This is a genomic window from Vibrio sp. YMD68 (assembly GCF_029958905.1).
Classification (GTDB): Bacteria; Pseudomonadota; Gammaproteobacteria; order Enterobacterales; family Vibrionaceae; genus Vibrio.
On the sequence record NZ_CP124614.1, the window covers coordinates 2281520 to 2304285 of the forward strand.

Consider the following 22766-nt stretch of genomic DNA (forward strand, 5'->3'; position numbering starts at 1 on the left):
CGCTGTTTTTAAGATCGTTAAAGGGCTGGTTTTCCAGCCCTTTTGATATTTTTCCTTCCTGAAAAATTCAAGTCTTCTTCAAAAACCTCTCATTTCGCATCACAGCTGTTCGCTCAAAAAATGAAACAACCTCATAACATCTAGGTTTTTTAACTACATAAATCCACTTTTAAAGATAATTAGACTAAATACTCTAGTTTTACTCTTTTTTATTTTTAAAGTAATAACTCTAAACGTACCATTCAGCCACGATATTGATTCAACTCAGCGAACGGTACGATTACATGGACTTCAATAATTCAAAAAAAACACTACTAGCTAGCGCAGTTGCCTTTGGTCTGCTTTCTACTTCTTCTGCCGTATTTGCCGCAGGCTTTCAGCTAGCAGAATACTCAGCCACAGGCCTTGGCCGAGCTTATGCAGGCGAAGCCGCCATGGCTGATAATGCCAGCGCACAATGGCGTAACCCCGCAATGATGACGTATCTTTCTGGTACTCAAATATCTGTCGGTGCTATCTACGTTGACCCAAACATTGATGTGAATGGACAGATCAACGGCGCGCTCAATACACAATCAGACGATTTCGCAAACAGCGCCGTTATTCCTAATTTCTATGTTTCTCACCAGCTCAATGAGCAACTGGTACTTGGTGTCGCATTTGGCACGAATTACGGCATGGAAACCGAGATGAATAAAGACTTCGCTGCCAATCACTTTGGTAACGAAGCCATGGTTAAAAGCATGGAAGCAAACCTCAACGTAGGGTACCAGCTGAATGAAGCGCTTAGCGTTGGCGGCGGTATTCGTTATGTCATGGGTGAAGGGCATTTCGGTGCAACTTCTCCAGCTCAATCAGAACCCACTCTACCTCAGGGTACAACACTCAAGTACATGGAAGGTGATGACACAGCATGGGGTTGGCAAGTCGGTACGGCATGGCAAATTAACGACGATCACCGAGTTGGTTTCGCGTATAAATCAGAAGTAGAACTAAAACTAGAAGGTTACGCGGAAGGGATCGGCTTTGGCATTCCTTCAGCCACTCGTGATAACGGCTACATGAACCTCGCTCTACCCGCAACCGCAGAGATCGCGAGTTTTCATCAGCTTAACGAGCAATTGGCCATTCATGCAAGCGTAAACTGGACGGACTGGAGCAGCTTTGAAAAGCTAGAAGCTCATTTAGAGACGTACGGGACTCATATGGTCAAGGTCGAAAACTGGGAAGACAACTACCGTTTCGCAATAGGCGCGACTTATCAGCTCAACCAAAAGACCGCACTTCGAACAGGCGTTGCCTACGACACGTCTGCGGTAAATGACAAGAATCGCACAATCACCATTCCAGAAACGGACCGTACTTGGCTTAGTATCGGTGCAAGCCATGACATAAGTGAACAGCTGACTCTAGATGCGGGCTTTACTTACATTCTGGCTAAAGACGCCAATATCAGTGAATCTCGTGGTTACGCATCCGATGATGCAGCTCAGGCTGTTGGCGGCGCATTCACAGGAACAACATCAGGAAGTGTTTGGTTACTTGGCGTTCAAGCGAACTACACGTTCTAGGCTGTGATAGAACAGCAACGATAAAACCAAAAGAGGTGACACAAATACTGTCACCTCTTTTTCTATTCACGTCTTATGTAATCTCATCTTATCTAATCACTGCTTATGTAATCACTGCTCATGTAAGCTGATTAGGACTAAAATTCTTCATCAAGATAGTCATCGAGAAAATCTTCTTCATCTTCATCGTAATTATCTCGTTCAATCTCGGCTCTAAAATCTTGATTCTGTAAATAGACTTCTTTGCTCAGTGCATATGGGTCAGGTGAATCGTAGAGCATGGATTCTTGCGACACTAAACGAGCACGCGACTCCATCCCTTCTAACGCCCACTTGCTTAGCCCAGCCCAAATATTGAGGTAAGAGAGTGGCGCGTACAAGCTGTCGACGACATCTGTTGCTTCACGCACAGTCCAAGGACCATAAGCCGGTACCATCACATAAGGCCCGTTACCTACGTCATAGTGACCAACAGCATCACTGAATACTTTTTCGCCGTGTCTGGTAATCCCCGCTTCAGAAGCAATATCAATCACGCCAAGCAAACCCAATGTTGAGTTCAACCAAAAGCGATTAAAATGATCTAAGGCTTTTTCACCGTTCCCCATAATGAGGTTATTGACCACGCTCGACGGTTCATCCAAATTCGAAAGAAAGTTCGCAATGCCCTTTCGAATCGGCGAAGGGACATAATTGACATAGGCCAATGAGGTTGGACGAACCAAGTAAGGATCTAGATAATCGAAGTTGAGCGCCCACATAGTGCGGTTGAAACTTTCAAACGGATCACCTTCGTTTCCTGATGGGTTGGCTCCAGAACTGTGCGGTGGGTTACCGTTTTCAGGGTTATTCGACAAGGCGCTATCACCCGCCGTGGAATGATTTGGGGCTGAATAACCACGCGCTGCATCATCTGATGCGGAATCATCAGGTGAAGAAGCACAGCCCGTCAATAAAACAGACAGCAGTGTGAGCTTAATAAAACGCACTCGGTTTAAATCCATTTACTTGTTCCATGAAGTAAAGCGTGTAAAAAACAAAAAAGGCCGATGAATGCATCGGCCTTTATTAACAATGACTAATCGTGCATCGTTATGAGTATAACAGCTGATTCGTTATCAATAACGTTTATCAATGACAACGTCAACCGATTCACCAAATTGTGCGACTTGGCTTTCTCCGTACCAGTCACCTTCTCTGGTTGAAACATTACCATCTGTATCAATTCGAACGCGCACTATGTAGCTTTCTAAATCCGACAAGTTACGCCCTGGCATCATACTGTTGCTATCGTCTAAAACGACAGTTCGAGGAAAACTGCCTAATGGGTAGCGAGCCGCAGCAACGGGCATTGGAGAACCGTCCGCACTGTGTACCGATACGATTAACGCATCATTCTCTGCTGCGTTAACGTCGTTACTGATCGCGATAGTGACTGCAACACGGCCACCAGCTGCGGTCATGGTTTCACCCATTTTGTTTTGAGCGCTTTCAATGCTTCGAGACAACATTTCGTAACGGCTGTCTTCTGGGCCAATCATTTTTTGCATCACTCCCCAGAACTTAATCGCAGCTGGGTAATCTTGGCGTTCGAATGCATCAAAGGCCAGCAGAGAGAAAACTCGAAGATCAACATAATCTTGCTGCACTAAGTTGTTCAGAATCGTGCGAGCACGATTTTGCTCCCCTTCATCGTCAGACATCATCAATGCTTGAGCAAAACCAAGCTGGGAGTCAGTGTCAGTGGTATCAAGTCGATACGCTCGCTTCATTGCCCCAATGGCCGTTTCAACATCGCGGTTAGCTAATGCGATTCTTCCTAGCAATAGCCAGCCTGTTGCATCATTAGGTTCAACGTGCAATCGAGAACGCAATCCCAACGTCAAATCGTCCATTTCATCATCAGTGAGCATGACCCCATCAGGGTTCATTAGCTTTTTCGACAATTCTGGCAACGTGTTGGTGACTTCATTCCATTCGATGACTTTATCCATTGAACCAAATTTCGCATACACCCCGTAGGAAAGTACGATCACGAGCAATATAGATGGCACGACAAACGTCATCGGTGAGATCGCCGATACGCGATTAATGTCGCTATCGGTTGGAACGTCATCGAGCAGTGATTGTTTAAGATCCGAAACCAGCTCTTGCTCGTTATCAACCAAACCCTCTTCGGTCTCGACAGCAAGCTCAGACAATCGGTCTTTATATAACGCTTTATTTAGCTCATCTCTCAGGATCTGGTCATTGTTGGCCTTTTGCTTTATCGCAGGCAGCGCAATCATTAAACAACCAAAGAGAATTAATAGTACAGAAGCGACCCAAAATAATGTCATTACTGCTTGTCTCCATCATTTTTTTCATCAAGCAACGCATTCAAACGTGCTTCTTTATCGGCATCCCAGGCATCATCGGCTGTGGCTTTCGCAGCTTTCAATTTTTTGCTGCGCACAATAATCAAGCCAAACCCGATTACAATGATGATGAACGGACCACCCCATAAAATTGACGTCGCAAGTGTCAAAGGCGGATTGTAAGTCACAAAATTGCCGTAACGTGCAATCATGTAATCAACGATTTCTGATTTTGACTTCCCTTCTTTTGTCATCTCATACACTTTTTGACGCAAATCTTGAGCAAGCTCGGCATTTGAGTCACTGATGGTATTATTTTGACATTTAGGGCAGCGAAGCGTATGGCTGAGGTCTTTAAACTGCAATTCCTGTTCGAGCGTATCGAATTCGTAGATATCAATCGCCGCGCTCGCCCCCATCGAAATCGCAAAAACAGCAAAAAATGCTAGGATTAACTTTTTCATTGCTTAGCCTCCGCGAGAAGTTCAGCGTACATCGGGCCCAGCTTTTCCGCCCAGTTACGTGAATTTACATCACCAACATGGCGGTAGCGAACCACACCCTTAGCATCAATCAAAAAGGTTTCTGGTGCTCCGTACACACCGAGATCTAGCCCTAACATGCCATCGCCATCAAATAGGCTAATAAGATAGGGATTACCCAGATCGGTTAACCAGCCGACGGCTTTGTCACGTTGATCTTTGTAGTTCAATCCAATGATTTTCACGCCCTTTGCAGACAATTCGTTTAAGTATTGGTGCTCTGCATAACACGTTGGGCACCATGTCGCCCATACGTTAAGCAGCAACGGCTCGCCTACAAAAATATCCTGACTGTAAAGCTTCCCAGGTTGAGCAAGATCTTCTAAACGAAACTCAGGAACAGGCTTACCAATCAGCACCGACTCTAGCTTAGTTGGGTCGTCTCCCTGTGCGTTTCGAGCCAGCTGCGTAGCAAACACAGCGGCCAATGCGAGAAAGGCGATAAAAGGCAGAAACAGTATTTTCTTATTCATTTATGCCTCCTTTAGACCGCGATCTGCAGCTGACTTTTCATCGCTTTTTCTGAATCGGTAACGTTTGTCACTGATTGCCAAAATGCCACCTAAAGCCATTAATAACGTACCGCCCCAAATCCAGCGAATAAAGGGTTTGTAATAAACACGTACTGCCCATGAAACGTTATCATCCAGGCGTTCACCCATTGCGATATAAAGGTCACGCGTAACGGCTGCATCAATAGCGGCTTCGGTCATCATTGATTTCGATGTACGATAGAAGCGCTTCTCTGCATGCAGAGTATTGACGTATTCACCGTCTTTGGTGATTTCAAAATCGGCAATGAAACCATCGTAATTCGGACCATCTTCATCACGAATTCCTTTAAAGTAAAAATCATACCCTTGGATTTGATAATGCTCACCCGGTGCTAAGCGAACGTCTCGCTCAATGCTGTAGTTCTGAACCATTGCGATACCAATAACGGTCACAGCCATACCGACGTGAGCAAGAATCATCGCCCAGTGACTGCGAGGCAGTTTGGTAATACCGACGGCAAAGCTATGTCTGTGCGTTGCTCGTTCGTAAAGCTCAAAGCCATGCATGATAATGATCCAGTAAGCCATAACCCAGCCCATGAACGCCATACCATTGTAATGTTCAGCAAAAAGATAAACAGAAAGCGCAGCAAGACCCAGTGATAACACACCTGAAATCACCATAGGTTTGATCAGCTTAGATAAGTGATCGCGCTTCCAACGGATAAGTGGCCCAATACCCAGTAAAAATGAGAATGGAATCATGAGCCAAGCGAATAGCATGTCAAAGAATGGCGCACCAATCGAGACAGAACCCAAGCCAAGCTGCTTATGAACCAGAGGCAATAATGTACCGACCAAAACCACCGTCAGCGCAGCGATCAAGAGTATATTGTTACCGAGTAATGCGTTTTCTCTGGAAACCAGATCAAAGTTACCACGTACACGTACTTTGGCCCCTTTAATGGCAAACAACAGTAAAGAGCCGCCAATAACAAAGATCAAGAAGCCTAGAATAAACATTCCACGTGCAGGATCGGAGGCGAATGCATGTACTGACACTAAAATGCCAGAACGTACTAAGAATGTACCAAGTAAACTCAATGAAAACGCTGAGATTGCCAGCAACACTGTCCACGCTTTAAATGTACCGCGCTTTTCAGTTACTGCTAATGAGTGCATCAACGCCGTACCTGCAAGCCAAGGCATAAATGACGCGTTTTCAACGGGATCCCAGAACCACCAGCCGCCCCAGCCGAGTTCGTAGTATGCCCACCATGAACCCAGAGAGATGCCGAGCGTTAAGAAGATCCACGCCGCCGTTGTCCAAGGACGAGACCAACGTGCCCACGCCGTATCTAATCGGCCAGACATGAGTGACGCAATAGCAAATGAAAAGGCGACAGAAAACCCTACGTACCCCATATACAGCATAGGCGGGTGAACAATCAGCCCAGGATCTTGCAGTAACGGGTTTAAGTCACGACCGTCAACCGGGAAAAATGGCAGTGTTCGGTCAAATGGGTTGGAAGTCATGATGATGAACAGCAAGAAGCCGACGGTGATCATGCCCATGACGGCAAGAACCCTTGCAACCGATTCTTGTGGCATACCACGACTAAATGACGCAACCGCGACAGTCCAACCAGCTTGAATGAGTGCCCATAATAGTAACGAACCTTCATGCGCCCCCCAAACCGCGGTTAATCTATAAAACCACGGTAGCTGGCTATTTGAGTTATTCGCTACATATTGAACCGTAAAATCATTAACGTAAAACGCCCATAATAGAACGATGAATGACACCATGATAAGTAAGAACATACCCCAAGACAGTGGCCTTGCAGTATTCATTAACATCGTATCGTTTCTTGATGCACCAACAAGCGGCAAAATACTCAGAAGTACCGCCAGCCCCAAAGAAACGATGAGGGCAAAGTGGCCTATTTCAACAATCATTCATAGCTTCCTTGTTTTTGCTCTTCAGTGTACTGAAGCGGTTCATGCGTTTTTTTCATCGCTTCGGCAATTTCTGATGGCACATATTCTTCATCGTGCTTGGCCAGTACTTCAAAGGCTTCTATTGTGGTAGCATCAGTTAATACACCCTGAGCAACAATGCCTTGTCCTTCACGGAACAAGTCTGGGAGAATGCCTTCATAGAATACCGTCACTGTCGGGCCCACATCACGTAGGTCGAAGCTAACACGTAATGACTTAGGATCACGAGATACCGAACCAGGCACCACCATTCCACCAATTCTCAGTCTTTGCCCAACTTCTGGCTTGCCGCCATTGGGCTTGCCATTGACGATTTCGGTCGGGGTGTAAAAAAGATCCATATTTTGATTCAGTGCGTAAAGCATTAAACCAACCGTTGTTGCGATACCAATAAATATCGCAAGGACAATACCGAGCCTCTTTTTACGTCTTGGGTTCATAAGGTGTTCTCCAAATCCTTCGCTGCATCGATTCGAGCTTGACGCTCTATTTTTGCTTGGACTTCTTTCAGTAAGTCCTTACCACGTCGAATACTTGTGACTAAAATAATTAACATTGATAAAAATGTAATGCCAAAGGCGCTCCACACATAAACAGCGTAGCCGCCCATTTCCAATAGCTCGCTCAGTGAATCAAAATACATAATTAAACACTCCCCTGAGATTTTTTCGTAGCAAGGCTGATGACCCAAGGTCTATGGCTTTCTTGACTGATGATTTCATTACGAAAACGAATCATAGTGACCCAGCCGAAGAAAAAAGCAAAACCAAAGATATTGAGCAGCAGCGGCCACAACATGTCATTTGAAATCGAAGGGCTATCAAACTTCGTAATAGTTGCCCCCTGATGAAGCGTATTCCACCATTCGACTGAAAAGTGAATAATGGGAATATTCACCACGCCGACTATGGCTAGAATACCCGCCGCTTTCGCCGCTGTTTTTTGATCGTCAAAGGCATTATAAAGAGCAATAACACCGAGATAGAGAAATAGCAGAATCAACTCAGAGGTTAGCCGAGCATCCCAAACCCACCATGTTCCCCACATTGGTTTGCCCCACACTGCGCCAGTCAACAGAGCGATAAAAGTGAATACTGCACCAATAGGAGCCATCGCTGAAACAGCCATACTGGACAAACGCACTTGCCAAACAAGGCCAATAAAGGCCGCTGTGGCCATCGACATATAAGCACCCATCGACCAAATCGCCGACGGTACGTGGATATAGATAATTCTGAAACTGTTGCCTTGTTGATAATCAGACGGTGCGAACACCAAACCCCAAATGGTACCTACAGACAGACACAATAGCGCCAGTACCGCAAACCAGGGCATCAACTTACCACACAACTGATAAGAGGTTTCAGGCCTTGCATAAGGATGAAGCCATTTCCACATTGTCTTTCTCACTCTAACTTCGTTAAGACGAACTTAATGTCCGTTCTATAGTTTTTACTCGTAAATTTTTTAATGAACGCTAACGCGAAGTGCCACACTAATGGCAAATGGAGTCATTGTCATCGATCCCGCTAACATGGCCCCCAAAATAGCCAACTGACCATTATAGGCGGCGCCTAATGAAGCCGCATCAATAGCCGACGTCGCAAAAATCAAAATCGGAATATACAGGGGTAAAATCAGCAAACTGAGCAATACACCGCCTTTTTGTAAACCGACCGTAAGTGCAACGCCGATAGCGCCAATGAAACTCAGAGCGGGTGTTCCTATGATGAGCGTCAATACCACCGCTTTCCACGTCTCGTAGTCTAAAGAGAGTAGAATCAATAACAGAGGGCTAATAATAATCAGCGGTAACCCTGTTAACACCCAGTGAGCAAATACCTTGGAAATCACCACGACAGGCAGTGGGATTGGCATAAGCATCATTTGCTCTAGAGCACCGTCTTGAAAGTCATCACGAAAAAGGCGCTCTAACGAAAGCAACGCAGACAACAAGGCCGCAACCCATACAATTCCTGCGGCTATTCGAGCCAGTAGGTTTGGCTCTGGTCCAATACTCAATGGAAACAAAGTAATGACGATGATAAAAAACCACAGCGGATTGAAAATATCAGCCTGTCGTCGGAAAGCGATCAATAGCTCTCGACGAACAATGGTATTCATAGTGGCGATCATCGTTAGCTACCTAATTTGATTTTTCTTAACTTGGGGTTATCTGTAAACATGTCTTGATGCGTCGTTAACATAACGATGCCACCGTTTTCTGCGTGTTGTAGAAAAAGAGCTTCAAGAACCTTAACGCCTTGTTTATCGATGGCAGTCAACGGCTCGTCAAGAATCCATAATTTTTGCTTACTCAGCCAAAGACGGGCTAGTGCGACACGACGTTGTTGACCAGCAGACAATTGTGCAACGGGTACATCTTCTCTACCCGCGAGGCCGACTTTAGTCAGTGCGCTGAAAATAGAGTTTTTATCGTCAGATTCAGGTGAGTGAATGGATTGGTAGAAATGAAGGTTTTCATAAGCCGTCAGCTCTCTCTTAACCCCGGTCTGATGACCAAGAAACAGCAAATCTTGATGGAAAGATTCACGGTTCGATTCAATATTTTCTTGATTCCAATAAATCTCGCCTTCGTCTCTATCGCCAAGCCCAGTAATAATGCGTAACAGTGTGGTTTTACCTGTTCCATTACGGCCTTCCACTTGAACCAATTCCCCTTCATTTACGGTAAAAGACAAAGATTCAAACAGGGCTCTTTCGTCTCGAATGGCAGTGAGCTTTTTTACTTCTAGCATGTGTTGTCATCAAGAAAATTCATGAAACTTATATTAACACAGCCATCGTTATACGAAATAGTCTATCCACATCGTGAGTCACGAAACAACGTAAGGAACTGTTAATATTTAATCACTTTTTGTCTCATTTACCACTTTTTAGTTACAAGTACTAAAAAAGGAAGCAATGCTTCCTTTTTTGTTATCTTCGATGATGACCCGCTCTTGGTCTCTGCTGAGGCTGCTTGTCTGGTGTGCTTTCCAATGGGGGGACTTTTTCTTTTCCCGTTAACTTATTTTGCAACGACATCATAAGTTCAGCTTCCGCTTTTGGCAGCTCACACTCTTCAATGAGCTCATGCAACCCAGCACCAAGTTGGACCATTTTGCTCGCCCTGGTGTAAAGACGTCCATCACTATCTGCATGTTCAAGTTCAGAAACCCTTTCATCTAAGTGCTTGATGATATCTTGCTGTTCACTGAGCTTTTGACCTAGGCCAACGACTACAGAACGAACTTCAAGTAACTGTTTACTGGATTTTTGCAGTTCTTTATCCAAGCCTCGGATTTGTCGATGATAAATCTCATGCTGTTTTTTTGCATTCGACTTAGAGCGATAGACCAATAAGCCCATCACTAAAACAACCAGGCTAAGTGCTCCCGCTATAATGGGAGCCTCAAACAAGAAATCAGGTGCCATTATAGATGAGCCATGTCATCCCATTCTTCATCTGAAAGAAGCTTGTTAAGATCAACCAAAATAAGAAGCTTACCGTCTCGGTTGCTGACACCTTGGATGAATTTAGCACTTTCATCGGTACCAACACTTGGTGTGGTATCAATTTCAGAAGAACGTAAGTAAACCACTTCCGCAACACTATCTACCAAGATACCAATCACTTGTCTCTCAGATTCGATAACGATAATTCGAGTGTTGTCGGTGATTTCACCTTCCATCAACCCAAAACGTGAACGGGTATCAATAACGGTAACTACATTGCCACGAAGATTAATGATGCCTAATACGTAATCTGGAGCACCGGGGACTGGCGCTATTTCCGTATAGCGTAAAACTTCTCGCACCTGCATAACATTGATGCCATAAGTTTCTTCTTCAAGCTGGAACGTCACCCACTGAAGCACTTCGTCGTTAGACTGATCTTTTCTTACTTCGACTTCATTAGATTGAGACATACCTTTTCCTCTCTAAGTCGTTTCCGACACAAATACGTTATTTATCGAGTGCTTTTACATCAAGCCCTGCATTAAGCATAGCTATCAATTCTTCAACGTGAATTAAAGCGCACATTTTTTCTTTTACCATTCCCGCAAGCCAAGGGCGTTTTCCTGCCATTTCACGCCAGCGGACTTTGTCTGTATTGAGCGACTCTGTCCCTTTTAATTCGGTACTAGCAAGTCCCCACATACTTTCACCCAACATCACAATATACTGATAATGCTCTTTATGGCTGTCATCTGATAATTTTTCAGACATCACCCACTCGGCCGTATCAACGACATCGAGCTGATTTTCTTTGCTTGTTTGCAAACCTAGATACCACCCTGGGCGTCCGATAAGGTGACTCAGTGTACCCAATCTATGGATTCCACCCAATTCATCAAGTGGTACGGCAAACATCACACCGTTAACATCAAAATACAGGACTTGAAAATCTTCAGTTCTTTTCGTGCTTTGCCAAACCTTGACCGGGCTTTCGTTAGCTTGCTCAACCGATATATCAGTTTCAATATCAACGTGTTGTTCTACAATTTCTTGTATTTCATGAACCGGTTCTTCGATAATGGGCTCTTCGATGACAGGCTCAACAAGCGCCGTTTCTTCTACCTGTAGGGTCACCGTTTCATCGATTAAAACATCGTCGACTACGGGCTCTTCTACCACGGTCCAGTCTTGCACCTCTCGCTCAGCTTTGGCTTCTTTTTCCGCGGCTATCTGTCGCGTATTTTGCTCAAGGATTTCGTCTAAATCGAGCTCAGCCACAGGATTACTTGATTCTAACTGCTGTAAGAGTCGCTCTACGTCTTCCAGATTCGGAACAGCGATATCATCGTCATGAAGTTTATAGAATCTTTTTTCAGTTTGAGCTTCAGGTTGCGGCTCTGGCTCTAGTTCTGGTTCTAATTCAGACTCAAGAAGCGCCGTTTTCGCCTCCGACATTGCTGGCTCAAGAGTTTCCGTGTCCTCTCCGTCCAACATCGCAGTAAAGTAGTCATCGAGAGCTTGCTCACTAGAAATCATCGATGAATTACTCATTAATGCTTAACCTCTCGAGAAATAATAATAATTGCTTGTATGCGAATACGCCTCTGCTTCCCGCTGCGAAGTGCGAAACGGGTAAATGCCGCAAGCTAGCATCACGAAATTTAGTATCAATCGGAACCGCTGAATTCCAAACCTGATCTGGGTAGTCTTTTTTCAACTGGTTGAGCGTATGTAATGAAGCATTAGTTCGTTTGTCATACATTGTCGGAACGATGGTGACTTTAAACGCTTTATTCCGTGATTTCTGCATAATGTCCAAGGTTCTGACCATTCGTTCTAAACCTTTCATTGCCAAAAACTCGGTTTGAACCGGAATAAGGATACGATCACTTGCTGCCAGTGCATTAACCATCATGACACCCAAAATAGGAGGGCAATCAATCAAGACATAATCATAATGTTCACGCAATGCAAGAAGTGCACGTTTCAAAATCAAGCCCATACCACTTCGGTTACCCATAACTCGATCCAACGTCGCAAGTGACATATGAGCGGGTATGATATCGATCCCCTCGACATCTGACTTCAAAATCAAAGGGGTAACCGTTTGAGTGGTGTATTCTTTCAGTTGAAACAGATCAAATAAGCTTGCCGGCACATCGTCGGAATCATAACCAAGGTAGGTTGTTAAAGAACCATGCGGGTCAGTATCAACCAATAGCACTCTATGTCCTTGCTTACTTAGTAAGCCCGCTAAGGTGACGGTAGTGGTGGTTTTCCCTACGCCTCCTTTTTGGTTTGCTACGCTCCAAACTATCATTCAGTTCCCCTACCCTAGACCGACTTCGACGAGCATACGCTCTGCAATGCGATCTAGTGGTAAATCTTCGGTAGAAAGTCCCGCTTTTGCTACGGCCTGTGGCATCCCATAAACAACGCAACTTTCTTCATCTTGTGCCCAAATAGTGGCTCCTGCTGTCTTCAGCATTCGAGCGCCTTCTCGTCCATCCGCTCCCATACCCGTCAATACCATTGAAAGTACTTTGTCTGTATAGATTTTAGCCGCAGACCCGAAGGTAACATCAACACAAGGTTTGTAATTCATGCGTTCTCCGCCATCGATTACTCGTAACCTTGCCGAGCCCGGTCGGCCGTCAACCATCATCTGTTTGCCTCCCGGAGCCAAATACGCGACGCCCGGACGCAATACATCACCATCTTGCGCTTCTTTGACTTCAATCTTACACAGTGAGTTCAGTCGACTCGCAAACGCAGACGTAAACGTGGCCGGCATATGCTGAATAAGCAAAATAGGATGTGGATAATTTTGCGGGAGTTTCGTTAAGATCTTCTGCAAAGCAACGGGGCCACCTGTTGAGGTTCCAATCGCCGTTAACTGGTACTTTTTACCACTGGCTTTAAATCGAGTTGCAACCGTTGGAGCCGCAGGGCGTGTGAGGCGCGTACCCACTGCTGGCTTCGTTGCCAACGAGGATGTGCTCGCTGATGGACGAACAGCAGGAGCCGCTCGTCTCATCATCGCACGCTTAGAGGCAATCTGAATAACACGCTGTTGCAACAAAGACACAGCATCATCGCGGTTACGTGCAATGTCTTCAAATTTCTTAGGTAGAAAATCAAGAGCGCCCGCGTCAAGAGCGTCAAGCGTGGCTTTTGCTCCATCGTGAGTCAATGACGAAAACATCAAAATCGGTGTTGGACAGGCCGCCATTATTTGCTTAACAGCAGTAATGCCATCCATAACCGGCATTTCAATGTCCATGGTGATGACATCAGGCTTGAGAGTTTTCGCTTTTTCTACCGCCTCTTTGCCATTCACGGCAACATCCATCACTTCTAATCGCGATTCCGCATTAATTATCTCGCTCACTCTGCGTCTAAAAAAGCTAGAGTCATCAACCACGAGTACTTTAATCGCCATAGGTTCCCTTTTATCTACTGACTGCGACTAGATTCTTGAAGCGGCAGCGTACTGCTTCAACAAGTCTGGTACGTCTAAAATGAGTGCGATGTGACCATCACTGGTAATTGTCGCACCTGCCATACCCGGTGTACCTTGTAATAGTTTATCAAGGGGTTTAATGACCACTTCTTCTTGACCAATCAAAGCATCAACCACAAAGCCAACTCGTTGACTGCCAATTTGAACAATCACGACATGACCATGGCCTTTTCTCAATTCAACCATTCCGTCTTGAGGCGATAACCAGTTCTGCAAGTAAAACAGCGGGATAGACTTATCACGAACAATGATCGTCAGCTGTCCATCGACAATATTGGTTCGGCTTAAATCAAGATGGAAAATTTCATTAACACTGGCCAGAGGCAGTGCAAAAGGATGACCAGCAACGCCCACCATTAATGTCGGCAAGATAGCCAGAGTTAGCGGTACCTTGATGGTTATTTTGGTGCCTTTGGTCAGCTCTGAATCAATATCTATCGAACCATTAAGGGTATTGATCGCGGTTTTCACCACGTCCATTCCCACGCCACGTCCTGATATATCCGATATTTTTTCTTTGCTTGAAAAGCCTGGCATAAAGATTAAGTTGAAACACTCTTTATCCGACAGGCGAGAGGCGGCATCTTCATCCATCATGCCACGATTGACAGCAATAGAACGTAATTTATCAGGGTCCATACCACCGCCATCATCAACGATGGCCAATTCTATATGGTCGCCTTCTTGAGAAGCTGAAAGTATCACTTTACCGTTTCGAGGTTTGCCGGCTGCTGCACGATCATCGGGCATTTCAATACCGTGATCGACCGAGTTTCTCACCAAGTGAATCAGTGGATCAGCTAACGCTTCAACAAGGTTTTTATCTAAATCGGTTTCTTCACCACGCATTTCAAGCGTGATGTCTTTATTCAAGCTACGAGCGAGGTCACGGACGACTCGAGGGAAGCGGCCAAATACTTTCTTGATTGGCTGCATTCGAGTCTTCATCACCGCGCCTTGCAGATCAGCGGTAACGACATCTAGGTTAGAGACCGCTTTTTCCATTTCTTCATCATCACTATTCAGCCCTAGGCTTAAAAGACGATTTCTTACCAAGACTAACTCACCAACCATATTCATAATGGTATCAAGCGTAGATGTGTCGACTCGGACAGTGGCTTCCGCTTGAGGCTTTTTAGCCTGAGCCGCTGGCGGTTTTGCTTCCTGTTTAGGCGCCGGTGGAGGAGGAGGCGGAGCCTTAGGTGCTACAGCAGCTGGTGCAGGGGTTGGTTTTGGAGCCGAGTCTACTGGCTCTACTGGCTTAACGGCAGCCGCTAACTCGTCTGGAGCCGGACCATTACCTGCGCCATGCAAATCATCAAGAAGTTTCTCAAACTCTTCATCAGACATCAAATCATCACCACCTTGAGCCGCCGGTGACTGAGGTGCTGATGACTGAGGTGCTGGTGCGCTAGAAGCGGGTGGTTCAGGTGCAGACACTGACGATGAAGCTTGAGGACTTTTACCTGAGCCATGGAGCTCGTCTAACAATTTCTCGAACTCATCGTCGGTAATATCACCGCTGGCTTCTGAACTTGGAGTCGGTGCCGTAGGAGCAGTAGGGGCCGATGATTCAACAGAGTTAGGGGCTGTGCCTTTACCGTGTAACTCATCAAGCAGCTTTTCAAATTCATCCTGAGTGATGTCATCGACAGAGTTTGATGACGTCACAGCTTCTGGCGCTGAGGCGACGGGCTCTGGTACCGTTTCCACGACCGGCTGTGGCGCTTCTTCGACATGAACCACTTCCTCAACAAGTTCATCTTCAGACTCTGGTTTACACAATCTGTGAAGCTCATCCAGCAACCCTTGCTCTGCCGCTGGAAGAGGTGTCGAGTCTTGAACCGCTCTAAACTGCTCATTGACTGTGTCTAGAGCTCGTAGCATGGTGTCCATAAGGCTAGAAGTCACTGAACGCTGTCCATTACGCAAAATATCAAAGACATTTTCTGCGCCATGACATGTATCAACAAGCTCAGTTAAGGCGAGGAAGCCTGCACCACCTTTAACGGTGTGAAAGCCTCGGAAAATGGCGTTGAGTAATTCTTTATCGCTAGGGTTATTTTCTAGCTCGACAAGTTGCTCTGAGAGCAATTCGAGTATTTCACCCGCCTCAACTAAAAAGTCCTGTAGAATATCTTCGTCTAAATCATAGCTCATACGTTACCCCTAAAACCCAAGACTTGAGAGCAAGTCGTCGACTTCATCTTGAGATGAAACTGCATCCGTTCGTTCATGAGGATTCAATATTGGCCCTTCTGGACTGATCGATGCTTTATTGTTGTTATCATCCGATTCTTGTGTTTGTTTTTGATTGGTACCAAATACCGTAAGAATCTCAACTAAGCGGTCTTCGACTTCGTTAACTAAAGTGATGACTCGGCTAATGATTTGCCCAGTAAGATCTTGAAAATCTTGAGCCATCAATATTTCAGTTAGCTGACCTTTCAGCTCGGTGCTGTCACCTTCAACTTCAGTGAGTAATCCATCAATACGGTGACACAGCGTTTTAAAATGAGCTAACTCTATCCGGCCACTCATTAACTCATTCCACTGCGGTCTGACTTGCACTAGACCTTCATGGAGATTATCAGCAATTGGCATACAGCGATCGACCGCATCCATTGTTTTATTGGCCGCAACTTCCGTCTTCTCTATAACGTATTTGAGTCTATCGCGAGCATCCGGAATCTCGTCTTTCGCGATTTCACTCATCCGCTCATCTAAATTGAAGTGCTGGAGTGAATCGTGGAGATCTCGAGTCAGTGTGCCTATCTCTTGGAGCATGGCATTCTCACCACCTTCATAGATAGTTTTTACCAGCAAATTAGCTTCTTGCTGTTGCTCACCTTCAAGTAACTCGACAAGTTGTTTTGCCTGTTCTAGTGAAATCATCCTGATTTTGCCTTATTGCGCTTAATCAATGTCTACAACTTTTGGCTTATAAACGCTCAAAAATCTTGTCTAGCTTTTCTTTAAGCGTAGCTGCAGTAAATGGTTTAACAATATATCCATTCACACCAGCTTGAGCGGCTTCAATAATCTGCTCTCGCTTTGCTTCCGCAGTGATCATTAACACAGGCAAATGCTTAAGTTCATCATCAGCTCGGATATTCTTGAGTAAGTCGATTCCTTGCATGCCAGGCATATTCCAGTCTGTTACCACAAACTCAAATTCGCCCTTTTTTAACATTGGCAACGCTGTAAGACCATCATCAGCTTCTTGGGTGTTATTAAACCCCAAGTCACGTAATAGGTTTTTAACGATACGACGCATTGTTGAAAAGTCATCAACAATAAGGATCTTCATATTTTTATTCAAAATTGCCTCCACTGAGTTTGATATCAGTGATTGTTATTCATGTTCCGTCCAAGCACTTAACTTTGTACGTAGACGCTGCATTGATTGGCTTAGTATTTGGCTAACACGAGATTCGCTTACACCAATGACTTCACCAATTTCTTTTAAGTTTAACTCTTCATCATAATAGAGCGAAAGTACTAAGGCTTCACGCTCTGGTAACGATTTTATTGATTCAATGAGTGCTTTTCTAAAAAACTCATCGGCAACACCGCTAAATGGCGTATTTTTATCTTCTTCTACTGGAGAAATGGCATCGTCTGAAATACCCAAATCTTCAATACCAACCAGACGAGAACAATTTATGTCTGTTAATGCAGTGTGGTACTGTTTTAACGACATATCTAGGTGATTTGCAACTTCTGTGTCGGTTGGGTCTCTATTTAGTTCACTTTCTAGCGCTGAGATGGCTAATCCAATTTCTCGGTTGTGCTTGTGAACCGAACGCGGAACCCAGTCACCCCGTCGGATATCATCGAGCATTGAACCTCGAATTCGAATGCCTGCATAGGTCTCAAAGCTTGCGCCTTTTGTACCGTCATAATTTTTTTGAGCTTCGAGTAGACCGATCATCCCAGCTTGAATCAAATCATCAACTTGGACGCTAGGAGGAAGACGTCCTATGAGGTGGTGCGCTATGCGTTTGACCAATACAGAATACTTCTCCAAAAATAATTTTTGGCTATTTTGATTCGCGTATTGATCGTAAGTCAGCGCTTTATTCACTCAATGATTCCCCTAATATATCGGTCCGATTTAGTAAACGTTCTACGAAAAACTCCAAATGCCCACTAGGGGTTTTGGGGATTGGCCATGTCAACGCTTTATTCGCTAATGAACTGATGGCCAACGCGGCTGGAGAGCGTGGGTACGCATCTACAACTATCTTTTGTCTTTTAACCGCTTGACGTACTTTATCATCTAATGGGATACATGCTACGAGTTCAATGCTGACATTCAAGAACCTCTCTGTGACCAAGGTCAACTTTGCGAATAATTCTCGGCCTTCTCGGTAGCTCCTGACCATATTTGCAACAATCTTGAAGCGTTGAACTTGATGCTCTGTACTTAAAAGCTTAATCAGCGCGTATGCATCGGTGATTGAGGTTGGTTCATCACAAACCACGACAACCACATCTTGAGCAGCACGAGAAAAACTGACAACCATATCTGAAATACCCGCAGCGGTATCTATTAACAATATGTCCATTTCTTCTTCTAAGCTACCAAATGCACGAATTAATCCGACATGTTGTGCGTGAGATAGCTCCGTCATGCTTTGTGTGCCAGAGGTCGCAGGGATTATTTTAATACCATGAGGACCTTCAACAATCGTATCTCTTAGCTCACACTCGCCCGCTAATACATGACCTAAATTCTTTTTAGGCCGTATTCCGAGCATAATGTCGACGTTTGCTAAACCTAAGTCCGCATCGAGCACGGTCACTTTTTTACCTTGACGCGCCATGCAGATGGCTAGCCCCAACGTTACGTTTGATTTGCCAACGCCACCCTTACCGCCCGTCACAGTAATGACTTTCGTCAATGACGGTTGCGTGAGTCTGCGTAGGCCACTTGCTTGATCGTGAATCATTTTATCTGTCATATAGTTGCGCCGCCTAGAGCCCCTCTCCGGAGTCACTATTCCAGTAGTGAGGTTCATTGTCTGTCGACTTTTCAAGTAATTCGTTCGCTTTCGCTACCATGTATTTTGGCTGAGCCAGTACGATATCTTCCGGTACTCGCTGACCATTTGCGATGTAAGCAACTGGTAACGCGTTTTGAACGATAACACTTAAAAATTCACCTAAGCTGAGTGATTCATCCAGCTTAGTCATGATGCAACCAGAGAGCGGTATTCTTCTAAAGTGCTCAATGGTTTCTTGTAATACTTTTCGCTGAGCGGTAGCTGGTAATACAAGATAGCTGTGTATTACTTCGCCACTTTCTTGCATAAGGGTATCTAGCTGCTCAGAAAGCCTGACATCTCGCTGCCCCATACCAGCAGTATCGACCAAAATCAGACGGCGATTTCTTAGCTGATATATAACATCGGCTAACTCATTGGAATCTTTAGCAACTCTTACTGGGCATCCCATAATTCGACCGTAGATCGATAATTGCTCATGAGCACCAATTCGGTAGGTATCTGTTGTCACTAGCGCGACATTATCTGAACCGTATTCCATTGCAGCACGGGCGGCCAATTTGGCAATCGTTGTTGTTTTGCCAACGCCAGTTGGACCGAGAAGCGCAACAATGCCCCCACGTTTTAGGATATCGGTTTTTGCAACGGGAATCTGATCCGCAACCAAACCGAGCAATGCTTTCCAAGCCTTCGGTGGAACGGTATCTTCGGGAATGTAACAAGCCAATTGATCCGCAAGCTCTAGTGACACGCCCATTCTCTCGAGTCGTTTAATCAACATAGCACGCAGGGGCTCACGTCGCTCCACTTCTTGCCACATCAACCCAGAAACTTGGTGCTCTAAAAGGCGTCGGATGGACGTCATTTCTTCGCGCATCCCTTCCAATTCTTCGTTATCGACTTTTTGGTCATCTCGGCGAGGTCTGTCATAACGAGTGGGATCAAGCTTAGGTGTGTTTCGTTCCGAACGTCTGTCTTGCGCGATCAATTTTGCGAGTGGCGATTCGGGGTTAGACAGCATCCCGTTGGGATGGTTATCATTCTTTGATGTGTTTGTATTACTTGCATTGTTAGAACGACGATCGGCAGCTTGTGCGCTTCTTTGGCGCTTTAACAATGCAGTTAACGAATCTTCATTTTCAGACCGGTGCTCTGGCTCTGGTTCGCCATTACTGTATTGCTTTAACATATTGGCAAAGCGTTTTGTCATTGACTTTCCAGAATCTGCGCCTGCTTGTAAGCTCACCTTATCTTGTTCAAGCTCACGAGGGGTAGGCTGAGGCTTCGCGGTCGCAGCTTGTGTGTAATCATTGCGAGGGCGAGAATTGTAGTTTTTGGTCGAGTTATTACTGGCTTGGTCACCATCTACCGCGGCCACAATTTCCACACCACCGGCGACTTTTTTGTTGGACATGATCACCGCTTCCGCACCAAGTTCTTCTTTAACTTGAAGCAGTGCAGAACGCATATCTTTGGCAAAAAATCGTTTAATCTTCAAAGTCTATGTCCATATCTGAATTGGGGTTGCGCATGACGTTAATTTCCGACCGCTTGCACAATTCGTATTTGTTTCTCATCTGGAATTTCTTGATAAGACAGCACCCTCAATGAAGGGATGGTGTTCTTAACAAACTTCGCTAGGGTTGAGCGTAGAACACCAGACGTCAATAATACCGCGGGTTCACCTTTCAATTCTTGTTCTTGAGTCGCTTGGCTTAAAGAGCTTTGTAGTCTTTCTGCTAATCCAGGCTCTATCCCTGCTGACTCTCCCCCTGAGGCTTGCATTGTCTGATGCAATATTTGTTCCAGCTCGGGAATTAAAGTTATCACCGGCAACTCAGGCTCTATACCATTGATTTCTTGCACAATTAATCGTTTTAACGAAATTCTGACCGCTGCAGTCAAAATGTCAGGTTCTTGACTCTTACTTGAATACTCGGACAAAGTTTGAACGATGGTCCTAATGTCGCGAATAGGAATAGCTTCATTGAGTAAGTTTTGTAAAACCTTTACAACGGTACCTAGCTGCAATTGATCGGGGACGAAGTTTTCAACCAGTTTCGGAGCACTTCTTGACAACATTTCCATGAGATTCTGAACTTCTTCATGGCCAATCAGTTGTGAAGCATTATTGGTTAACAGCTGACTCAAATGCGTAGCCAGTACTGTGGATGAATCCACAACCGTATAACCTAGCGCCTGAGCATGTTCACGCTGCTCTTCGCGAATCCACACGGCTTCTAAACCAAAAGCGGGGTCAATGGTGTGTTCTCCTTCAATCATCCCGTAAACTTGCCCAGGGTTAATCGCAAGCTCTTGATCTGGCCTTATTTCGGCTTCTCCGACCGCCACACCCATAAGGGTAATTCGGTAACTGTTTGGGGTTAACTCCAGGTTATCGCGTATATGGACCGCTGGTATCAGAAAACCAAAATCTTGAGATAGCTTTTTACGTACCCCCTTGACACGTTCAAGAAGCTCGCCCCCTTGATCACGGTCTACTAATGGAATCAATCGATACCCAACTTCTAAGCCAATAATATCAACAGGTTGAACATCATCCCATGACAGCTCTTTGGGCGCCGAGGTTTCTTTTTCTGTCGTTGCTGGCAGTTTAGCGTCTTCTTTGGTTTTGTTCTGTTTACGTGTGATGAAGTAAGCACTTCCCCCTGCAATGGCAGCCAGTAATAAAAATGCAAAATGCGGCATTCCTGGTACTACACCCATGACAGCTAAAATGCACGCGGTTATGGTCAGCGCCTTGGGGTTATCAAACATTTGGAAGACGAGCTGTTGGCCCATGTCTTCGTCTGTGTTTTGACGTGTTACCATCATAGCCGCACCAATAGACAGCAACAACGACGGTATCTGTGCTACCAGGCCATCACCAATAGTCAATAGCGTGTATATTTCTATTGCTTGGGAGAAACTCAGATCATACTGCACCATACCTATCGACAATCCACCGATGATATTGATGAAAAGGATCAAGATACCGGCGATGGCGTCCCCTTTCACAAACTTTGAAGCACCATCCATTGAGCCATAGAAATCGGCTTCTTTAGTCACTTCAAAACGGCGTAATCGAGCTTGGTCTTGGTCAATCAACCCTGCATTTAAGTCAGCATCAATTGCCATTTGTTTACCTGGCAATGCATCAAGTGTAAAGCGGGCGCTTACTTCCGATATACGCCCTGCACCTTTTGTGACAACCATAAAGTTGATGATCATCAAGATTAAGAAAACAACCAAACCAACTGCGTAGTTTCCACCAATCACAACGTTACCAAACGCTTCGATCACTTTACCCGCCGAGCCAGGCCCTTCATGACCATACAATAAAACGACACGGGTTGACGCGACATTGAGTGCTAGGCGCAGCAATGTCGCGATAAGGAGGACGGTAGGAAAGGCAGCAAAATCTAATGGTCTACGGGTGTAAACGGTAACGAGTAAAACCACCATCGATAAGGCGATATTAAACGTAAATGATAAATCGAGAATAAACGCCGGAATCGGCAATACGATCATGCCCAACGTTGCTAACACCATTATTGGTGCGCCTATCGCTGGTAGGCTACGCTGAGGGATTGCTGGGAGTTTATCCGCAAACGGAAGAGTAAATTTCATAGAATCGCTAGTAGCCCAAATTGAAAAACTGGCTTGATTTTAATAAGTTCAGTAGTGATGCAAGATTTAGTCCATTGAACACGTCAAAATTATGACTTAACTTTTTTATTGTCATGAGAGGCCCAGAACACGCAAAAACGAGCGTTGCAGGCCATTTGCTCATCACCCTAGATACGT

General features: G+C 45.2%; 23 protein-coding genes. 1 reads left to right on the top strand and 22 read right to left on the bottom strand.

What is annotated here, in order from left to right; all coding sequences use genetic code 11:
- The first annotated feature begins 284 nt into the window (after positions 1-284).
- Positions 285-1571, top strand: a complete 1287-nt coding sequence (locus QF117_RS16260; RefSeq protein WP_282386825.1) for an outer membrane protein transport protein — start codon at positions 285-287, stop codon at positions 1569-1571.
- A gap of 137 nt (positions 1572-1708) precedes the next feature.
- Here the strand turns inward: QF117_RS16260 and QF117_RS16265 are convergent, their stop codons facing one another.
- The 22 genes from QF117_RS16265 to flhA form a co-directional block, all read right to left on the bottom strand.
- Positions 1709-2575 (bottom strand): MlaA family lipoprotein, encoded by an 867-nt coding sequence (locus QF117_RS16265; protein ID WP_282386826.1) that lies wholly within the window; start codon positions 2573-2575, stop codon positions 1709-1711.
- A 114-nt stretch (positions 2576-2689) separates the two neighbouring features.
- Positions 2690-3910 carry a c-type cytochrome biogenesis protein CcmI gene (gene ccmI, locus QF117_RS16270; RefSeq protein ID WP_282386827.1) on the bottom strand — a complete coding sequence of 407 codons (1221 nt, stop codon included), beginning with the start codon at positions 3908-3910 and terminating at the stop codon, positions 2690-2692.
- Positions 3910-4392: a cytochrome c-type biogenesis protein gene (locus QF117_RS16275; RefSeq protein ID WP_282386828.1), complete on the bottom strand. Its 483-nt coding sequence runs from the start codon at positions 4390-4392 to the stop codon at positions 3910-3912. The genes ccmI and QF117_RS16275 overlap by 1 nt, the downstream gene beginning before the upstream one ends.
- A complete protein-coding gene (locus QF117_RS16280; protein ID WP_282386829.1) occupies positions 4389-4943 on the bottom strand; it encodes a DsbE family thiol:disulfide interchange protein in 555 nt (184 codons plus the stop codon). Before QF117_RS16280 ends, QF117_RS16275 begins: the two co-directional genes overlap by 4 nt.
- Positions 4944-6923, bottom strand: a complete 1980-nt coding sequence (locus tag QF117_RS16285) for a heme lyase CcmF/NrfE family subunit (RefSeq protein WP_282386831.1) — start codon at positions 6921-6923, stop codon at positions 4944-4946.
- Positions 6920-7405, bottom strand: a complete 486-nt coding sequence (ccmE, locus tag QF117_RS16290) for a cytochrome c maturation protein CcmE (RefSeq protein ID WP_282386833.1) — start codon at positions 7403-7405, stop codon at positions 6920-6922. Before ccmE ends, QF117_RS16285 begins: the two co-directional genes overlap by 4 nt.
- Positions 7402-7608, bottom strand: a complete 207-nt coding sequence (gene ccmD / locus QF117_RS16295; protein WP_282386834.1) for a heme exporter protein CcmD — start codon at positions 7606-7608, stop codon at positions 7402-7404. Before ccmD ends, ccmE begins: the two co-directional genes overlap by 4 nt.
- A 2-nt stretch (positions 7609-7610) precedes the next feature.
- Positions 7611-8363 carry a heme ABC transporter permease gene (locus QF117_RS16300; RefSeq protein ID WP_282389505.1) on the bottom strand — a complete coding sequence of 251 codons (753 nt, stop codon included), beginning with the start codon at positions 8361-8363 and terminating at the stop codon, positions 7611-7613.
- Positions 8364-8432: 69 nt separating this feature from the next.
- Complete coding sequence (gene ccmB, locus QF117_RS16305; protein ID WP_282386835.1) at positions 8433-9101, bottom strand: heme exporter protein CcmB; 669 nt, start codon at positions 9099-9101, stop codon at positions 8433-8435.
- Between the two features lie 2 nt (positions 9102-9103).
- A complete protein-coding gene (gene ccmA, locus QF117_RS16310; protein ID WP_282386836.1) occupies positions 9104-9724 on the bottom strand; it encodes a cytochrome c biogenesis heme-transporting ATPase CcmA in 621 nt (206 codons plus the stop codon).
- Between the two features lie 181 nt (positions 9725-9905).
- Positions 9906-10403 carry a DUF2802 domain-containing protein gene (locus QF117_RS16315; RefSeq protein WP_282386837.1) on the bottom strand — a complete coding sequence of 166 codons (498 nt, stop codon included), beginning with the start codon at positions 10401-10403 and terminating at the stop codon, positions 9906-9908.
- A complete protein-coding gene (locus QF117_RS16320; RefSeq protein ID WP_017035204.1) occupies positions 10403-10897 on the bottom strand; it encodes a chemotaxis protein CheW in 495 nt (164 codons plus the stop codon). Before QF117_RS16320 ends, QF117_RS16315 begins: the two co-directional genes overlap by 1 nt.
- A gap of 37 nt (positions 10898-10934) precedes the next feature.
- Positions 10935-11978: a chemotaxis protein CheW gene (locus QF117_RS16325; RefSeq protein WP_282386838.1), complete on the bottom strand. Its 1044-nt coding sequence runs from the start codon at positions 11976-11978 to the stop codon at positions 10935-10937.
- Positions 11971-12747 carry a ParA family protein gene (locus QF117_RS16330; RefSeq protein WP_017035202.1) on the bottom strand — a complete coding sequence of 259 codons (777 nt, stop codon included), beginning with the start codon at positions 12745-12747 and terminating at the stop codon, positions 11971-11973. The genes QF117_RS16325 and QF117_RS16330 overlap by 8 nt, the downstream gene beginning before the upstream one ends.
- Positions 12748-12756: 9 nt before the next feature.
- The gene (locus QF117_RS16335; RefSeq protein WP_282386840.1) at positions 12757-13869 is read right to left on the bottom strand and encodes a chemotaxis response regulator protein-glutamate methylesterase; all 1113 of its coding nucleotides are present in this window, start codon (positions 13867-13869) and stop codon (positions 12757-12759) included.
- A 27-nt stretch (positions 13870-13896) separates the two neighbouring features.
- On the bottom strand, positions 13897-16110 hold the full coding sequence (locus tag QF117_RS16340) for a chemotaxis protein CheA (protein ID WP_282386842.1): 2214 nt from the start codon (positions 16108-16110) through the stop codon (positions 13897-13899).
- Positions 16111-16119: 9 nt separating this feature from the next.
- Positions 16120-16845 (bottom strand): protein phosphatase CheZ, encoded by a 726-nt coding sequence (locus QF117_RS16345; protein WP_017036162.1) that lies wholly within the window; start codon positions 16843-16845, stop codon positions 16120-16122.
- Between the two features lie 46 nt (positions 16846-16891).
- Entirely contained in the window at positions 16892-17260 is a 369-nt protein-coding gene (gene cheY, locus QF117_RS16350; protein ID WP_017036163.1) for a chemotaxis response regulator CheY, read from the bottom strand.
- Positions 17261-17305: 45 nt separating this feature from the next.
- A complete protein-coding gene (locus QF117_RS16355) occupies positions 17306-18037 on the bottom strand; it encodes an RNA polymerase sigma factor FliA (RefSeq protein WP_017036164.1) in 732 nt (243 codons plus the stop codon).
- Positions 18030-18917: a MinD/ParA family protein gene (locus QF117_RS16360; protein WP_017038067.1), complete on the bottom strand. Its 888-nt coding sequence runs from the start codon at positions 18915-18917 to the stop codon at positions 18030-18032. Before QF117_RS16360 ends, QF117_RS16355 begins: the two co-directional genes overlap by 8 nt.
- Before the next feature lie 13 nt (positions 18918-18930).
- Positions 18931-20457: a flagellar biosynthesis protein FlhF gene (gene flhF, locus QF117_RS16365; RefSeq protein ID WP_282386848.1), complete on the bottom strand. Its 1527-nt coding sequence runs from the start codon at positions 20455-20457 to the stop codon at positions 18931-18933.
- 38 nt (positions 20458-20495) lie between these two features.
- Entirely contained in the window at positions 20496-22589 is a 2094-nt protein-coding gene (flhA, locus tag QF117_RS16370; RefSeq protein ID WP_282386851.1) for a flagellar biosynthesis protein FlhA, read from the bottom strand.
- Positions 22590-22766 lie beyond the last annotated feature (177 nt).

Excerpts from the sequence above, each read along its gene's own strand:
- QF117_RS16260 (WP_282386825.1), top strand. The coding sequence starts at position 285 with ATGGACTTCAATAATTCAAAAAAAACACTACTAGCTAGCGCAGTTGCC.
- flhA (WP_282386851.1), bottom strand. The coding sequence starts at position 22,589 with ATGAAATTTACTCTTCCGTTTGCGGATAAACTCCCAGCAATCCCTCAG.
- QF117_RS16285 (WP_282386831.1), bottom strand. The coding sequence starts at position 6,923 with ATGATTGTTGAAATAGGCCACTTTGCCCTCATCGTTTCTTTGGGGCTG.
- QF117_RS16360 (WP_017038067.1), bottom strand. The coding sequence starts at position 18,917 with ATGACAGATAAAATGATTCACGATCAAGCAAGTGGCCTACGCAGACTC.
- QF117_RS16345 (WP_017036162.1), bottom strand. The coding sequence starts at position 16,845 with ATGATTTCACTAGAACAGGCAAAACAACTTGTCGAGTTACTTGAAGGT.
- ccmA (WP_282386836.1), bottom strand. The coding sequence starts at position 9,724 with ATGCTAGAAGTAAAAAAGCTCACTGCCATTCGAGACGAAAGAGCCCTG.
- QF117_RS16330 (WP_017035202.1), bottom strand. The coding sequence starts at position 12,747 with ATGATAGTTTGGAGCGTAGCAAACCAAAAAGGAGGCGTAGGGAAAACC.
- QF117_RS16325 (WP_282386838.1), bottom strand. The coding sequence starts at position 11,978 with ATGAGTAATTCATCGATGATTTCTAGTGAGCAAGCTCTCGATGACTAC.
- QF117_RS16335 (WP_282386840.1), bottom strand. The coding sequence starts at position 13,869 with ATGGCGATTAAAGTACTCGTGGTTGATGACTCTAGCTTTTTTAGACGC.
- QF117_RS16265 (WP_282386826.1), bottom strand. The coding sequence starts at position 2,575 with ATGGATTTAAACCGAGTGCGTTTTATTAAGCTCACACTGCTGTCTGTT.
- QF117_RS16275 (WP_282386828.1), bottom strand. The coding sequence starts at position 4,392 with ATGAAAAAGTTAATCCTAGCATTTTTTGCTGTTTTTGCGATTTCGATG.
- QF117_RS16340 (WP_282386842.1), bottom strand. The coding sequence starts at position 16,110 with ATGAGCTATGATTTAGACGAAGATATTCTACAGGACTTTTTAGTTGAG.
- cheY (WP_017036163.1), bottom strand. The coding sequence starts at position 17,260 with ATGAAGATCCTTATTGTTGATGACTTTTCAACAATGCGTCGTATCGTT.
- ccmI (WP_282386827.1), bottom strand. The coding sequence starts at position 3,910 with ATGACATTATTTTGGGTCGCTTCTGTACTATTAATTCTCTTTGGTTGT.
- ccmB (WP_282386835.1), bottom strand. The coding sequence starts at position 9,101 with ATGATCGCCACTATGAATACCATTGTTCGTCGAGAGCTATTGATCGCT.
- QF117_RS16320 (WP_017035204.1), bottom strand. The coding sequence starts at position 10,897 with ATGTCTCAATCTAATGAAGTCGAAGTAAGAAAAGATCAGTCTAACGAC.
- QF117_RS16300 (WP_282389505.1), bottom strand. The coding sequence starts at position 8,363 with ATGTGGAAATGGCTTCATCCTTATGCAAGGCCTGAAACCTCTTATCAG.
- ccmD (WP_282386834.1), bottom strand. The coding sequence starts at position 7,608 with ATGTATTTTGATTCACTGAGCGAGCTATTGGAAATGGGCGGCTACGCT.
- QF117_RS16315 (WP_282386837.1), bottom strand. The coding sequence starts at position 10,403 with ATGGCACCTGATTTCTTGTTTGAGGCTCCCATTATAGCGGGAGCACTT.
- QF117_RS16280 (WP_282386829.1), bottom strand. The coding sequence starts at position 4,943 with ATGAATAAGAAAATACTGTTTCTGCCTTTTATCGCCTTTCTCGCATTG.
- ccmE (WP_282386833.1), bottom strand. The coding sequence starts at position 7,405 with ATGAACCCAAGACGTAAAAAGAGGCTCGGTATTGTCCTTGCGATATTT.